The sequence below is a fragment of the Staphylococcus sp. 510 genome (assembly GCF_057219715.1).
Genome location: NZ_JBXVVK010000004.1, coordinates 26,689 through 42,094 on the forward strand (window position 1 = coordinate 26,689; position 15,406 = coordinate 42,094).

The 15,406-nt window shown below is 32.8% G+C and carries 14 protein-coding genes; all 14 read right to left on the reverse strand.

Annotated features, from left to right (window positions below):
- Nucleotides 1–17: 17 nt before the first annotated feature.
- Nucleotides 18–1,304, reverse strand: a complete 1,287-nt coding sequence (gene rseP, locus AC2D8K_RS03990; RefSeq protein ID WP_484698068.1) for an RIP metalloprotease RseP — start codon at nt 1,302–1,304, stop codon at nt 18–20.
- A 240-nt stretch (nt 1,305–1,544) separates the two neighbouring features.
- Entirely contained in the window at nt 1,545–2,327 is a 783-nt protein-coding gene (locus AC2D8K_RS03995; RefSeq protein ID WP_002450551.1) for a phosphatidate cytidylyltransferase, read from the reverse strand.
- 3 nt (nt 2,328–2,330) lie between these two features.
- Nucleotides 2,331–3,101 carry an undecaprenyl pyrophosphate synthase gene (gene uppS, locus AC2D8K_RS04000; protein ID WP_002450552.1) on the reverse strand — a complete coding sequence of 257 codons (771 nt, stop codon included), beginning with the start codon at nt 3,099–3,101 and terminating at the stop codon, nt 2,331–2,333.
- A 233-nt stretch (nt 3,102–3,334) separates the two neighbouring features.
- Entirely contained in the window at nt 3,335–3,889 is a 555-nt protein-coding gene (gene frr / locus AC2D8K_RS04005; RefSeq protein ID WP_002450553.1) for a ribosome recycling factor, read from the reverse strand.
- A gap of 15 nt (nt 3,890–3,904) precedes the next feature.
- Complete coding sequence (pyrH, locus tag AC2D8K_RS04010; protein WP_002450554.1) at nt 3,905–4,627, reverse strand: UMP kinase; 723 nt, start codon at nt 4,625–4,627, stop codon at nt 3,905–3,907.
- Nucleotides 4,628–4,767: 140 nt separating this feature from the next.
- Nucleotides 4,768–5,646, reverse strand: a complete 879-nt coding sequence (gene tsf, locus AC2D8K_RS04015) for a translation elongation factor Ts (RefSeq protein ID WP_002450555.1) — start codon at nt 5,644–5,646, stop codon at nt 4,768–4,770.
- 151 nt (nt 5,647–5,797) lie between these two features.
- The gene (gene rpsB, locus AC2D8K_RS04020; RefSeq protein WP_002466032.1) at nt 5,798–6,586 is read right to left on the reverse strand and encodes a 30S ribosomal protein S2; all 789 of its coding nucleotides are present in this window, start codon (nt 6,584–6,586) and stop codon (nt 5,798–5,800) included.
- Between the two features lie 307 nt (nt 6,587–6,893).
- Nucleotides 6,894–7,667 carry a GTP-sensing pleiotropic transcriptional regulator CodY gene (gene codY / locus AC2D8K_RS04025; protein WP_002450557.1) on the reverse strand — a complete coding sequence of 258 codons (774 nt, stop codon included), beginning with the start codon at nt 7,665–7,667 and terminating at the stop codon, nt 6,894–6,896.
- A gap of 23 nt (nt 7,668–7,690) precedes the next feature.
- Entirely contained in the window at nt 7,691–9,094 is a 1,404-nt protein-coding gene (hslU, locus tag AC2D8K_RS04030) for an ATP-dependent protease ATPase subunit HslU (protein WP_484698070.1), read from the reverse strand.
- 87 nt (nt 9,095–9,181) lie between these two features.
- Nucleotides 9,182–9,727: an ATP-dependent protease subunit HslV gene (gene hslV / locus AC2D8K_RS04035; RefSeq protein WP_002450559.1), complete on the reverse strand. Its 546-nt coding sequence runs from the start codon at nt 9,725–9,727 to the stop codon at nt 9,182–9,184.
- Entirely contained in the window at nt 9,724–10,617 is an 894-nt protein-coding gene (gene xerC, locus AC2D8K_RS04040) for a tyrosine recombinase XerC (RefSeq protein ID WP_002450560.1), read from the reverse strand. The genes hslV and xerC overlap by 4 nt, the downstream gene beginning before the upstream one ends.
- 164 nt (nt 10,618–10,781) lie before the next feature.
- Nucleotides 10,782–12,089: an FADH(2)-oxidizing methylenetetrahydrofolate--tRNA-(uracil(54)-C(5))-methyltransferase TrmFO gene (trmFO, locus tag AC2D8K_RS04045; RefSeq protein WP_002450561.1), complete on the reverse strand. Its 1,308-nt coding sequence runs from the start codon at nt 12,087–12,089 to the stop codon at nt 10,782–10,784.
- A gap of 116 nt (nt 12,090–12,205) precedes the next feature.
- The gene (gene topA, locus AC2D8K_RS04050) at nt 12,206–14,281 is read right to left on the reverse strand and encodes a type I DNA topoisomerase (RefSeq protein WP_171970108.1); all 2,076 of its coding nucleotides are present in this window, start codon (nt 14,279–14,281) and stop codon (nt 12,206–12,208) included.
- Nucleotides 14,282–14,458: 177 nt separating this feature from the next.
- Nucleotides 14,459–15,334 carry a DNA-processing protein DprA gene (dprA, locus tag AC2D8K_RS04055; protein WP_484698072.1) on the reverse strand — a complete coding sequence of 292 codons (876 nt, stop codon included), beginning with the start codon at nt 15,332–15,334 and terminating at the stop codon, nt 14,459–14,461.
- Between the last annotated feature and the right edge of the window lie 72 nt (nt 15,335–15,406).

Genomic DNA, 15,406 nt, shown 5'->3' on the forward strand with positions numbered 1-15,406 from the left:
TTACTTTGCCTCCCTATTTATAAGAAATATCTTTGAATATCGTTCCATGTTACTAGAATCATAATGATAACTACAAAGATTGCACCGACTGCAATAATACCTGTTTCTGCCTTTTTATTAATAGGTTTTCTAAATATTGCTTCGTAAATCACAAATAAAATTCTTCCACCGTCTAATGCTGGAATTGGTAATAAATTCATAATACCTAAGTTTACACTTAATAATGCTGTATATGTGATCAAGTTAATAATTCCCGATTTCACAACTGAATCCACATTATGATAAATACCTACTGGCCCATTCAACATGTCAAATGAAAAACCACCAGTAAAGATACTCGCAAGCATGCCAACGACTGCTGTAAATATTAACGTACCTGCTTTAAAGAACTGTTCAACTCCTGCGACAAGAGGCTTAAATACCGTATGTTCTGTTTTCGGTTTGAATCCAATTTGATAAACTGTCTCAGATTTATTCTTTGTTTGTTTGATTTCAGTTTTCTTAGGTTCGATATCGATTGATTTCATCTTACCGTTCCGTTCAACTTTAACAGTAGTTTTAGCAGATTTATTTTTATCTAAAATGTTTGAAATATCATTATAATCTTTAACTTTGTGGTTACCAATTTGTTCAATTTTGTCGCCTGCTTTTAATCCTGCTTTTTCAGCGGGATAACCTTTGGCTAAATCGCCTACTGTTGTTGTAGGTGTACCATGATAATAAGCTAATCCAATAAATAGTACGATAGCCAAAATAAAGTTAAATAACGGGCCGGCAAATAATGTTAAAAATTTGGGTAACGGCTTCTTATGTGTGAATTGACGTTCTCTAGGTGCTATTTGAATTAAGCTACCATTTTCAACGAAATATGCTTTCTTAGCGATATCGAAATGATGACGCTCTTCATCATATGATGTGATACCTTCAATAAAAAGATCATCTTTAAAATCACATTTTTTCACTTCAATAGCTTCAATTTGTTGGAATTTATGTTGATCATCTAAAATGATATGTGTAATTTGATCATGATCATTTAATTTAATTTTTACGTTCATACCTGGTTCAACAGGCGGCTCCTCAAGACCATCGCCTGACATACGCACATATCCGCCTACAGGCAAAATACGAATTGTATATAACGTTTCATCTTTTCTAAAACTAAATATTTTCGGTCCCATACCGATGGCAAATTCTGGGCACATAATGCCCACTCTCTTAGCAAAGAACATATGTCCATATTCGTGGACAGTTACAAGAACACCAAAAACGATGATGAACGCTAATATTGTTATTAATGAGCTCACTCGCTACACCTCTATTTTAAGTAATATTTCAAATTTCTCTCGATTAATTATTAAAAGATAATATAAGACATTATATTACGTTTGACTTAATTAGCATATTAATTTGGCTAATCATGTTCATTATACTTTTGTACCAATGAAAATTATGTATAAGTTATGAAAAGGAGTTAAGAAATGCTATGAACATCTCAATAACTCCCCCATTATAACATTTTATTTATTAAAAAATGCTTCAAGATATTAAATTTGAATTAAAAGAATGTTTAACAATGGTAAAACAAACATGAAACTATCAAATCTATCTAATATACCACCATGTCCTGGTAAAATTCTTCCAGAATCTTTCACACCGAAATGACGTTTAAATCCAGATTCTACTAGATCACCTAATTGTCCAAACATGCTTAAGATGATGGTCACAATTAACAATAACCACACGTTTAAATTAAAATCTACAAAAAACTGCATTACTAGCGGTACAAGTAAACTACAGAAAAGACCACCAATAAATCCTTCAATTGTTTTGTTTGGACTTATAACTGGCCATAACTTATGTTTGCCCATTAAACGGCCAAAAATGTAAGCACCAGTATCTGTTAACCAAACTATTAAGAATGCATATAAAATGTAGTGTAATCCTTCTGAACGCGTTTCATAAAAGTACATAAAACCAATTCCGACATAGGCAACGCTCATTAAACAAAATGCTGCATCCATAAAACTAAATCTATTTTTTGATAAAACAGTATAACTGAGTACTATAAAACTCATTGCGACTAAACTTTTCAACTGTATGACTTGTACCCAATCTCCGGCATCTTGAGGAAGCATAATAATAATTAAACCGATTGCACTTATTATCCCGGGAATTGAAATAAATTTAATCATATTCATATTTAAAAGTTCTTTTAATGCAATTAATGCTAATAAATAAGCAAAAAGCATTAGTACTAATCCACCCTTTAAAAGGATAGGCAAGAAAATTAATAAAGCAATAATCGCTGTCAATGTTCTTACTTTCATACTTTACTCCTCACTCAATCCTCCAAAACGTCTTTGGCGTGATTGGTAAATTTTTAAACAATTTTTCAATTCGTCACCATCAAAGTCTGGCCATAATTTTTCATTAAATATGAATTCACTATATGAAACTTGCCAAATTAAAAAGTTGCTTATTCGTTGCTCACCAGAAGTTCTAATTAATAATTCTGGATCAGGATAATTCTTAGTCATCAAGTGTTGATTAATTAAATCTTCGTTAATATCATCACTACTCAATCCTTTATGTTGGAGTTCATCTACAATCGTTTTAAAACTTTGAACGATTTCAGCACGCCCACCATAATTGATGGCAAAAATTAATCTTAATCCTGTATTATTTTTCGTTTTTTCTTTGGCATGATCAATAGCTTCGATTGTTGATGTCGGTAACCCTTTTTGAAAACCAATTGTTTCAACTTTAACATTCTTCTCTATCAATTCTGGTAGAAATGTTTTTAAAAAGTTAACTGGTAAATTCATAATATAGTTTACTTCACTTTCAGGTCTAGACCAATTTTCAGTGGAGAAAGCGTATAAGGTAAGATATTTAATACCGATATCACTGGCTTCTCGTGTGACCTTCTTGATTGTTTGCATACCTTCATAATGTCCTTTGATACGAGGCATTTTGCGTTGTTTAGCCCAACGGCCATTACCATCCATGATAATTGCAACATGTTCAGGTATATTATGTAAATCTAAATCATTAAATTGATTACTTTCACTCTTATTATTATTTCTAAGCTTTTTAAACATGGTCTTTCCTCCGAGCCTGATCATCTCTGTATTATTGTATAGGTTGTTTAAACAATCATCTACCATTTTATCATACTCATTTATAGCATTGAATAAGCAAATAAAAAAACTGTACCAAAGTCTTACTTGGTACAGTTTAGACTAGAATGAATATTGCATCATTTTGTCTTACATTAACACTGTATAAGTGCCATCTACAATAAGTTAATATGACTTTTAAGTTTGTCAGAAGATTATACTGACATAATGTCTTTTTCTTTGTCATCAACTAATTGATCAATTTCTTTAATTGAATTATCCGTTGCTTTTTGAACGTCGTCTGTTTGACTTCTTAAGTCATCTTCAGTAATGTCGCCGTTCTTTTCATCTTTTTTAAGTTGATCGTTAACATCACGACGAATGTTTCTAATTGAAACTTTGGCATCTTCACCAATTTTTTTAACATCTTTAACTAATTCTTTACGACGCTCTTCTGTTAAAGCAGGAACAGAAATACGAATAACTTCTCCGTCACTAGTTGGGTTAACACCAAGATTAGCCGCATTAATTGCTTTCTCGATATCAGCCACAGAAGATTTATCGTAAGGAGAAATAACAAGTAATCTTGCTTCTGGAACATTAATACTTGCTAATTGTTGTACTGGTGTTGGTGCACCATAATAATCAACATTTACACCATTTAATAAATTAGAATTCGCTCTACCTGCACTGATATTAGCTAATTCTTTAGATAAATTATCGATAGATTTTTGCATTCTTGCTCTAGTATCTTTAATAATGTCACTCATTTTTTACACCTCATATTATTTTGTAATTAATGTACCAATTTTCTCGCCCATTACAGCTCGTTTAATATTACCCTCTTCCATAATAGAGAACACATTTAATGGAATATTGTTATCCATACAGAATGAAGAAGCTGTTGAGTCCATAACTTGTAGACCTTCTTGAAGCATTTGAATATGTGTTAAATGTTCATATTTAACTGCATCTTTATCTACTTTAGGATCTGCAGAGTAAACACCATCAACATTATTTTTACCCATTAATATAACGTCTGCTTCTACTTCAGCCGCTCTTAGTGCCGCTGTTGTATCAGTAGAGAAATAAGGGTTACCAATACCTGCTGCAAAGATAACAACACGTTTTTTCTCTAAATGACGAATGGCACGACGACGAATGTAAGGTTCAGCAACTTGCTTCATTTCAATAGAAGTTAAAACACGCGTATCACATTCTAATTGTTCAAGGCTATCTTGTAGGGCAAGTGCATTCATAACAGTGGCTAACATTCCCATATAGTCAGCAGTACCGCGATCCATTCCTAAATCGCTTCCTGTTTTACCTCTCCAAATGTTACCGCCACCAACTATTACAGCAATTTCGCAATCCATTTTTGCTACTTCGGCTACTTGCTTAGCAACACTTTTAATAATCATTGGGTTAATGCCAAATCCTTTGTCACCTGCAAGTGCTTCACCACTAAGTTTTAAGACTACACGTTTATATTTAGAAGTTTGAGCCATTTTCTTATCCTCTCTATAGTAGAAATATGTAAAAGTATATAAGTAAAGAAGACACGGACGTCCTCTCTAAATTAAAAACTACTGCTTTTAATCTGAGAAAACCTTTCAGGTGTCTTCTTTCTTGTTAACAATATGACTTATTATTTCATTTGTCCTTTAACTTCATCAGCAAAGTTTTCTTCGCGTTTTTCCATACCTTCGCCTACTTCATATCTTACGAAGTCAACAAGTTTACCACCTTTAGATTTTAAGAAAGCTTCAACTGTTTCATCTGGGTTTTTAACGAAGTTTTGGTCAACAGCACAAATTTCTTGTAAATATTTACGTAAACGACCTTCAACCATTTTTTCAACGATGTTTTCTGGTTTACCTTCATTTAATGCTTGTTGTTTAAGTACTTCTCTTTCATGATTAATTTCATCTTCGCTTACTTGGTCAGATGAAACATATTTAGGATTGATAGCAGCAATGTGCATAGCTACATCTTTAGCAGCTGCTTCATCAGTAGTACCTTCAATTACAGTTAACACACCGATACGTCCACCCATGTGTAAGTATGCACCGAATGCATCGTTATCTGATTTAGTTCTAACTGCAAAACGACGGATGCTTAATTTTTCACCGATTGTTGAAATAGCTTCTTTCATTTTTTCGTCAACAGTTTTACCGTCTTCGAATTTAGTTTCCATTAATGCTTCAACAGATTCTGCTTTAGTAGCAAGTACTTGGTTAGCAATTTCTTTTACTAAGTTTTGGAAACCTTCGTTACGAGCAACGAAGTCTGTTTCTGAGTTGATTTCAACGATAGCTGCTTCGTTACCATTGATTTCAACATGTACAAGACCTTCTGCTGCGATACGATCAGCTTTTTTAGCTGCTTTAGCAATACCTTTTTCACGTAAGTAATCGATAGCTTTGTCCATATCACCATCAGTTTCAGTTAGCGCTTTTTTACAGTCCATCATGCCAGCGCCAGTTTTTTCACGTAATTCTTTTACAAGTTTAGCTGAAATTGCCATTAATTATTCCTCCAGTATATATAATTCTGTTACAGATATATTTAAATTTTACCATTATTCCTAGTAAAATTTCCAATACTCTATACTATTAATTTATTTTTTAAAAAAAGGTGATAAGCATTAGTATCTTATCACCCATTTAAACTATAACTTAGTTTGATTCAACAGAAGTGTTTTCTTCAGTTGTTTCTGCTTTGTCAGATTCTTCTTTTTCATCTAAATTGATGTTTTGTTCTGCAGCTACTTCTTCGTTTGATACACCTTGTTGACCTTCTAAAACAGCGTCTGCCATTTTACCAGTTAATAATTTAACGGCACGGATAGCATCGTCGTTTGCTGGGATTACATAATCAATTTCATCTGGGTCACAGTTAGTGTCAACAATACCCACGATTGGAATATTTAATTTACGTGCTTCAGCAATTGCGTTGCGCTCTTTACGAGGATCAACTACGAATAATGCTTGAGGCATAGTTTTCATATCACGAATACCGCCTAAGAATTTAATTAAACGGTCGTATTCTTTTTTAAGTTCAACAACTTCTTTTTTAGGTAATACTTCGAATAAGCCGTCTTCTTCCATTTTTTCAATTTCAGAAATACGTTTGATTCGTTTTGAGATTGTTTTATAGTTAGTTAAGATTCCACCTAACCATCTTTGGTTAACGTAGAATTGACCAGCACGTTCTGCTTCAGCTTTAACTGAATCTTGTGCTTGTTTTTTAGTACCTACGAATAAGACTTTACCGCCATCTTCTGATACTTGTTTGATGAAGTTATATGCTTCTTCAACTTTTTTCACTGTTTTTTGTAAGTCAATGATATAAATACCATTTCTCTCAGTGAAGATATATTTTTTCATTTTTGGGTTCCAACGACGTGTTTGATGGCCGAAGTGAACACCAGCTTCTAACAATTGTTTCATTGATATAACTGCCATTATAAATTCCTCCTATTGGTTAATTACCTCCATAACAAACTCATATAAAGACAGTAATTAAATACTGCACCCTCTATATTTACATTTATTATGTGTGTATTGGCTTTATAGCCGAAAATAAATATATCATAATTTGACATTGATTGCAATGCCTTTCGTCTAATAAATGATTGATTAAATCAAACATCATCTAGTGTCATTTATTATTTATTTTTCATCGATGAAGTGTTTCTAAAAATCATTATCCCTTATTTACAAAAAATTAAGGTTTAGGCATTCCAATGGTAGCACCTAAACCTTAATAAATTTATTTATTACGTTCTAATTCATCTAAGAATTTTTCTTTTTTAACTTTGATAAATGTACCTTTCATACCTAGTGAACGTGACTCAATCACACCAGCGCTTTCTAGTTTACGTAGTGCATTTACAATTACTGAACGTGTAATACCGACTCTATCAGCAACTTTAGAAGCAATTAATAACCCTTCATTACCACCTAATTCATCAAAGATATGTTCGATGGCTTCTTTTTCTGAATAAGATAATGAATTAATGGCCATTGTGATTGAAGCTTTATCTCGTGCTTCTTTTTCAACTTCATTGTGCTTTTCACGTAAAATTTCCATACCAATGACAGTTGCAGCATATTCGCCTAAAACTAAATCATTTTCATTGAAATCATCTTGAACTCTTCCTAAAACTAACGTACCTAATCTTTCTCCTCCACCTAAAATAGGGAATATTGTTGTTCTACTATTTACAAACACTTCTCTATTTTCTGGTGGGAATACCGTTAAAACATTATCAATATCAATATTAGATTGTGTTTCTTTAACATCCATTAATTGATCAGTATATTCTGCAGGGATATGTCTATCTTCAAGCATGTGAATGATTCGATCACTCTTCAGTAATTCATTTAAGCTCGACCCTAAAATTTTACCTCTTCTCGACACAATAAATACATTAGTTACTGTAACGCTACTAATCGTTTGGGCAACGTCCTTAAAATCTACTGCGATGCCTTTGTGTTTCTGTAATAACGTGTTTAACTCTCTTGTTTTAGATAATAAGCTCATAATTTTTCTCCTTCTTTTTATTTTTATAGAATAAATGCACTTAAATCTTTATTTGTTGAGATTGATTTTAATTTATCATCAACATATTGTGGCGTAATATCAACAACAGCATGTGGCATATTCGGTGCTTCGAATGATAAATCTTCTAACATTTTTTCTAAAATTGTGTGTAATCGACGCGCACCAATATTATCAGTATCTTGATTGACTTGATATGCAATTTCAGCTAATCGTATAATTGCTTCATCTGAGAAGTTAACTGTTACTTCTTCTGTTTGAAGTAACGCTTCATATTGTTTTACTAGTGATAATTTAGGTTCCTTAAGAATTCTAACGAAATCTTCTACTGATAAACTATCAAGTTCGACTCTAATTGGGAATCGTCCTTGAAGCTCTGGAATTAAATCACTAGGTTTAGACACGTGGAATGCACCAGCGCCAATAAATAGCATATGTTCAGTATTTACAGTACCATATTGAGTTTGAATCATGCTACCTTCAAGAATTGGTAAGATATCACGTTGAACACCTTGTCTTGAAACATCTTGACCACTATTTTGATTATTTGTAGCCACTTTATCAATTTCATCGATAAAGATAATTCCCATTTGTTCAGCTAACTCTAATGCTTCTTGATTTGCTGTTTCTTGATCGATGAGTTCATCTGCAAAGTCATCTGCAAGTATTTTACGTGCCGTCTTAACTGGAACTTCACGTTCAACTTTCTTTTTAGGCATAAGTTGATTCATCATATCTTGCATTTGTTGATTTTGATTTGTACCTAACATTCCTAAAGCACCTGGATCTTGTTCAACTTTGATACGCACTTTTTCTTCTTCAAGTTTGCCTTCTTCAAGTTGTTTTTGGATTTCTGAACGTTTAGTTTTAATTTCCTCTGTTGGTGGCTCTTCCTCTTCTTCATTATTTTGATTAAAATTCGGAATTGCTCCACCGAATAAAGATTCTAATGGATTATTACCTTGAGATGCTTTTTTCTTCATGCTAGGAACGAGTAATTTTACTAATTTATCGTTAGCTTTTTGCGTTGCTTCATCTTTGACCATTTCTTTCTTTTCATCTTTAACTAATCGCACTGACACATCAACTAAATCTCTGACCATACTCTCTACGTCACGACCTACATAACCAACCTCTGTAAATTTAGTTGCTTCAACTTTAATAAACGGTGCACCTACAATTTTGGCCATTCTACGTGCTATTTCTGTTTTACCTACACCTGTTGGTCCAATCATTAAAATATTCTTGGGTGCTATTTCTTGTTTAGATTCTTCATCTAATAGGCTTCTTCTGTATCTATTACGTAAGGCAATGGCTACTTTCCTTTTCGCATCATCTTGTCCTACGATATATTCGTTTAATTTAGATACAATATCTTTCGGTGTTAATTTTATACCATTTGTATCCATATATGGATGACCTCCAATTTCTTACTTTCTGAAATTAATGCTATTTATACTTACTACAAATCAATTTGCTCGATTGATTATAGATTTTTATAATGTTTCAACTATAATATTATCATTTGTGAACACACAAATGTCAGATGCCACCTTCAAACTTTCATAAGCCATTTCTTCTGCTGACATTTGTCCTGCGTGTCGTTTTAGTGCTCGACCTGCACTTAATGCATAATTTCCGCCTGAACCTATCGCTATTAAATCATCATCGGGGGCAATCACTTCTCCTGTACCGCTAACAACTAATATGGCATCTTTGTCCATTACTATTAACATTGCTTCTAACTGACGCAGTTGTTTATCTCCTCTCCACTCTTGTGCAAGTTCAACGGCTGCTCTTTCAAGATTACCACTAAATTGTTGAAGTTTTGTTTCGAACTTTTCAAAAAGTGTAAACGCATCAGCAACACTACCTGCAAAACCTGCTAGTACCTTTCCATCGTATAAACGTCTCACTTTTCTTGCTGTTTGTTTCATTATTACTTGTTGTCCTAATGTGACTTGTCCGTCTCCGGCCATTGCTGCGCCACCATTATGTCTTACAGCATATATCGTAGTTGCATGTAATGAGTTATCCATCATTCATTCTCCTTTTTTGCTCGAGGATGTGCATTAAGATAAACTTTTCTTAATTGTTGATTAGATACGTGTGTATATTTCCCAGTGGTTGATAAATTAACATGACCTAGTAGAGATTGCACTGTTCTCAAATCAGCTCCTTGGTTTAACAAGTGTGTTGCGAAGGTATGTCGTAATTTATGGGGGTGAATATTCGTTACACCAGACGTACGTTTTACTACATCATTAAGTACGTATCTAACTCCTCTTTCTGTTATTGGTTGACCTTGCATATTAACGATTAAATAGTCATGATCAACATGTTTTAAAGGTTTAAATTCCTTTAAATACCGTTCTATACTTTGCTTACAAAATTCTCCAAAAGGAATAAATCTTTCTTTATTACCTTTACCTAATACTTTAACTCCAGGTAACTTCATATCTAAATCTTGTGTTTTGATATGCACCAATTCAGAAACACGAATACCTGTTGCATATAATAGTTCAAGTATTACTTTATCTCGCATACCCTTTTTACTATCAGTATCTACCGTTTTAAATAAAGCTTCCATTTCTTCTTCATAAAAAAATTGTGGTAAGTACTGTTCTTTCTTTGGGTGTACAAGTTGAACAAATGGATTAACAACGGACTCATCCTGTGTCATCCAATATTCATAAAAAGTTCGTAACGTAGAAATTTTACGTGAAACTGTAGTTCTTTTCAAATTTTTCGAATATAAAAAACTTAAATAATTTCTTGCATCTTTATATTCAAAGTCATTTAAATCTAAAGATTCCTGATATAAAAAATCATTAAATTGCACAATGTCATCATGATAAGACTTGAGTGTGTGATCAGAAAAATGTCGTTCTACTTTTAACATATAGAGAAACGCTTTTTGAATATCATTCAATAAATTTCGCCTCCATCATATAGAATTGTAGCATATCCGTGGTAGGGCTTACAGTGATTTGATATTCAATTCAAAATCTTTCGAGAATTGTAACATATACCGTCAGCAATCATAACCAACAAAAAACTAGATAGCATAAGCCATCTAGTTTATGTTCTTAAAAATTATAAAGTTTTTTTATAATTTTCAAGATATTCTAATGCACGATTTGCTTGTGTTTCATATCTTTCTTTTTTATCTTTAATTCTCTTTTCTAATGATGGTAATAAACCAAAGTTGGCATTCATTGGTTGGAAGTTCTTTTCATTTTTAGCGTGTGAAATATAGTAAGCCATGCTACCAATCATTGTTTCCCTAGGGAAAATAACCTCACCTTTATCTAGTAATTTATGTGCTAAGTTAATCCCTGAAACTAATCCGCTTGCTGCACTTTCAACGTAACCTTCCACACCTGTCATTTGTCCTGCAAAGTAAATATTTTCATGACCAATTAATTCATACTTTTCGTTTAAGACATCTGGTGAATTAATAAATGTATTTCTGTGCATCACACCATATCGTACGATATCTACATTTTCTAATCCTGGTATTAATTTGATAACTTCTTTTTGAGCACCCCATTTTAAATGTGTTTGGAAACCAACAATATTATATAACGTGCCTGCTGCATCATCTTGTCTTAATTGAACAACTGCAAATGGTCGTTTACCAGTTTTAGGATCTTCTAATCCAACTGGTTTCATTGGCCCAAATAGTAATGTTTTTCTACCACGTGCTGCCATTACTTCAAACGGCATACAACCTTCAAAGTATTTTTCTTTTTCAAATTCATTAACGGGAGCGACTTCTGCTTCTAATACGGCATTATAAAAACGGTCAAACTCTTCTTCGGTCATCGGACAATTTAAATATGCTGCTTCTCCTTTATCATATCTAGATTTTAAATAAACTTTATCCATATCAATTGAATCTTTTTCGATAATAGGTGCTGCAGCATCATAGAAGTACAATTGATCTTTTCCTGTAATATCCACGATTTCTTGTGCTAAGTTTTCTGTAGTAAGTGGTCCTGTCGCTATGATTGTATATCCTTCAGGAATATTGTGTACTTCTTGATTTAAAACTGTCACATTGGGATGATTTCTAAGTGTGTCTGTGATATAGCCAGCAAAATCATGTCTATCAACTGCAAGGGCCCCTCCTGCCGGTACTCTGGCTTTATCTGCAGCTTTTATAATTAAAGAATCTAAGCGTCGCATTTCTTCTTTTAATACACCTACAGCATTTGTAAGTGCATTACCTCTTAATGAGTTTGAACATACTAACTCTGCAAATTTATCTGTATGATGCGCAGGTGTTTGTTTAACTGGGCGCATTTCTATTAAATTAACTTTAATTCCTCTTTCTGCTAATTGATATGCAGCTTCGGAACCAGCTAAACCTGCACCAACTACATTGACTGTTTGTGTCATGCTTATGCCTCCTGTAGAATTCGTTTGGTTATATTTTAACGATTTATGATCTTCATTCAAACTATAAAAATAGCTCGCACAACTTGATTGTGTAGCTATTTTTATATAAGTCATATCTATTTTTGTACTTCTTCTTTGTAATCACAATTTGAACAAGTCACTTGGCTACTTCGACCTTTTTTCTTATCAACTAGGTAATGATTACATTTTGGACAATCTCTGCCTACCGGTTTATCCCATGAGATGAAATCACATTCTGGATAATTAGAACAACCATAAAAAATTCTATTTTTCTTAGATTTACGTTCAACTACTTCTCCATCTTTACACGTAGGGCACTTAACACCGATAGTCTTAACAATTGCTTTTGTATTTCGACAATCTGGGAAATTGGAACATGCCATGAATTTTCCGTATCTTCCCATTTTAATAACCATTGGAGAGCCACAAACTTCACAGTCTTCTCCAGCAGGTTCATCTTTTATCTCAATTTTTTCCATTTCCTCTTCAGCACGTTCAACATCTTGTTTGAAACTATTGTAGAAGTCACCAACAACTTTTCTCCAATTCATGTCACCTTCTGCAATTTTATCAAGTAATGTTTCCATATTAACTGTAAATTCGACATCGATAATTTCTGGGAAGTATTCTTTCACTTGTTCATAAACGATTTCACCTAATTCTGTTGGCATGAAACGTTTACTTTCAAGTTTAACGTAGTTACGTTTTTGAATTGTATCTATCGTTGGTGCATACGTAGAAGGTCGTCCAATCTTCAATTCTTCTAATGTTTTAACTAACCGTGCTTCGGTATATCTTGGTGGTGGTTGTGTAAAATGTTGTGCAGGTTCAATTTGTGTAGCAGTGACTTTATCACCTTGTTCTAATTTAGGTAATTTATTTTCTTTATCACTGTCTTTATCATCTTTAGTTTCAACATATAATGTCATGAAACCTTTAAATTTTATTGTCTGACCATTCGCTCTGAATTTAATATCATTCTGAGTGACATCTAAAGCAATAGTATCTAAAATTGCTGGAGCCATTTGACTAGCTACGAAACGTTCCCATATCAATTTATATAATCGATGTTGGTCACGTGTTAAGAACGGTTTCATTTCTTCTGGTGTTCTTAGTGTGCTTGTAGGTCTTATAGCTTCATGGGCATCTTGATCCCCTTGTTTACCAGATGCTTTCCTATTAGATACATATTCATTGCCATACTTGTCAATGATATAATTTTTAGCTTCTGATTTAGCTTGATCTGAGATACGAGTTGAATCAGTACGCATATAGGTAATTAAACCAACTGTTCCTTGTCGTTTCAAATCAATACCTTCATATAGTTGTTGTGCAATCATCATTGTTTTACGTGCTTTAAAATTCAGTTTACGTGCTGCCTCTTGTTGAAGTGTAGACGTTGTAAATGGATTAGCTGGATTACGTGTTTTTTCTTTTTTATTAACATTTGTTATTTCAAACTCGTCTCCATCTAACGCTGCAGTAATTTTTTCAACGTCTTCTTTTTTATTTAATTTATATGGTTTGTTTTTATAATGAAGGAATTTGGCTGTAAATTTAGACTTTTTATATCTAAACTCACCTTCAATTGTCCAATATTCTTCTGGTTTAAAGTTTCTTATTTCATTTTCTCTATCAATTACGAGTTTCAATGCTACAGATTGTACACGTCCAGCTGATAAACCTTTTTTAACCTTCTTCCATAAGACTGGAGAAATATTATAACCCACTAATCTATCAAGTATACGACGTGCTTGTTGCGCATCTACTAAATCCATTTCAATACCTCTAGGGTGTTTGAAACTATCCTTTACTGCATCTTTAGTTATTTCATTAAATACTACTCTGTTTTCTTTTGAATCTTCTAATTCTAAAATTTTTGATAAATGCCAAGCAATCGCTTCACCTTCGCGGTCAGGGTCACTAGCTAGAAAAACTTTTTTAGCTTTCTTAGCATGCTTTTTCAATTCTTTAACGACAGGACCTTTACCACGTATTGTTATATATTTGGGTTCATAGTTATCTTCAGTGTCCACGCCCATTTGACTTCTAGGTAAATCACGAACGTGTCCCATTGAAGCAATAACTTTATATCTTTTTCCTAAATACTTTTCAATGGTTTTAGCTTTTGCAGGCGACTCAACTATGACTAAATTATCTGCCAAAGTGATTTCCCCCTTGCTAATCTAATTACTAAAGATAAATGATAAACGTTTAATTTTGTTTTTGTCAATGTTTTAATATTTTATCAAGCATTTTGTTTTATCTTTTATTTAATTTCCCAACCATTTCTTTAATGATTTTAATCCATTTTCATAATGTCTAATTGTCTCATACAAACTATTTTATCAATTTAAATAGTCTTGTAAAATATCTTCTTCACTAACGACTATAGTAGCCCCTTCTTGGTGTAATAATAAATTGCCTTTTGTTTTGGAATCAAATAATTTACCTGGTAAAACATACACGTTTCTATTTTGTTCTAATGCACAATCAATTGTAATTCTGCTACCACTTCTTTCGTTTGCCTCAGTTAGTAATACACCTTTTGACAAACCACTAATAATCCTATTTCTTTCTGGAAATTTATATTTAGCAATTGGCGAAAAAGGTGGATATTCTGAAATGACTAACCCCTCTTTTTCAATCCGATTTCTTAATGAAACCGAGGATCTAGGATAATAATAATGGTGTCCAAAACCTAGTACTGCAATGGTTGGTAAATGATTTTTCAATGCTTGTATGTGTGCTTTACTATCAGCGCCTTCTGCTAGTCCAGAAATGATTGTAATATTTTTATCTTTAAATGAAGGAAAAAGAAAATGAAGCGCTTCTTGAGTATAATGTGTACATTTCCTAGACCCAACTATGGCTAGAGTTTGACTACTTAAAAATAGCTTTTCATCTCCTTTATAAAATAGAACTAATGGATAATCATAGATTTCTTTTAATAAATGTGGATAACCTTGGTCGAAACAAGTGATATATTTTACATGTAATTGTCGAAGAATTTTCATAATTTCTTGTATATTTATTTGTTTATATTTATGAAATTTAGAAAGAAACATAGGATGATGATGTGTTATCCAGCATAATAATGACGTTTCTTGTTCTTTAGGAGTCATTTGGAAAATATGTGGGTAGTACCGATAGAATTGATGGATTTGAGAGGTTGTAAATTGCGACCAGTATAATTTAAGTAAAAAGTATTCGTTCAAGTTCATTACTCCTTTAACTTAATTATACAAAGAAATAACTCATTAAAATATTACAGTTGAAAAACATCTTAGCACTAA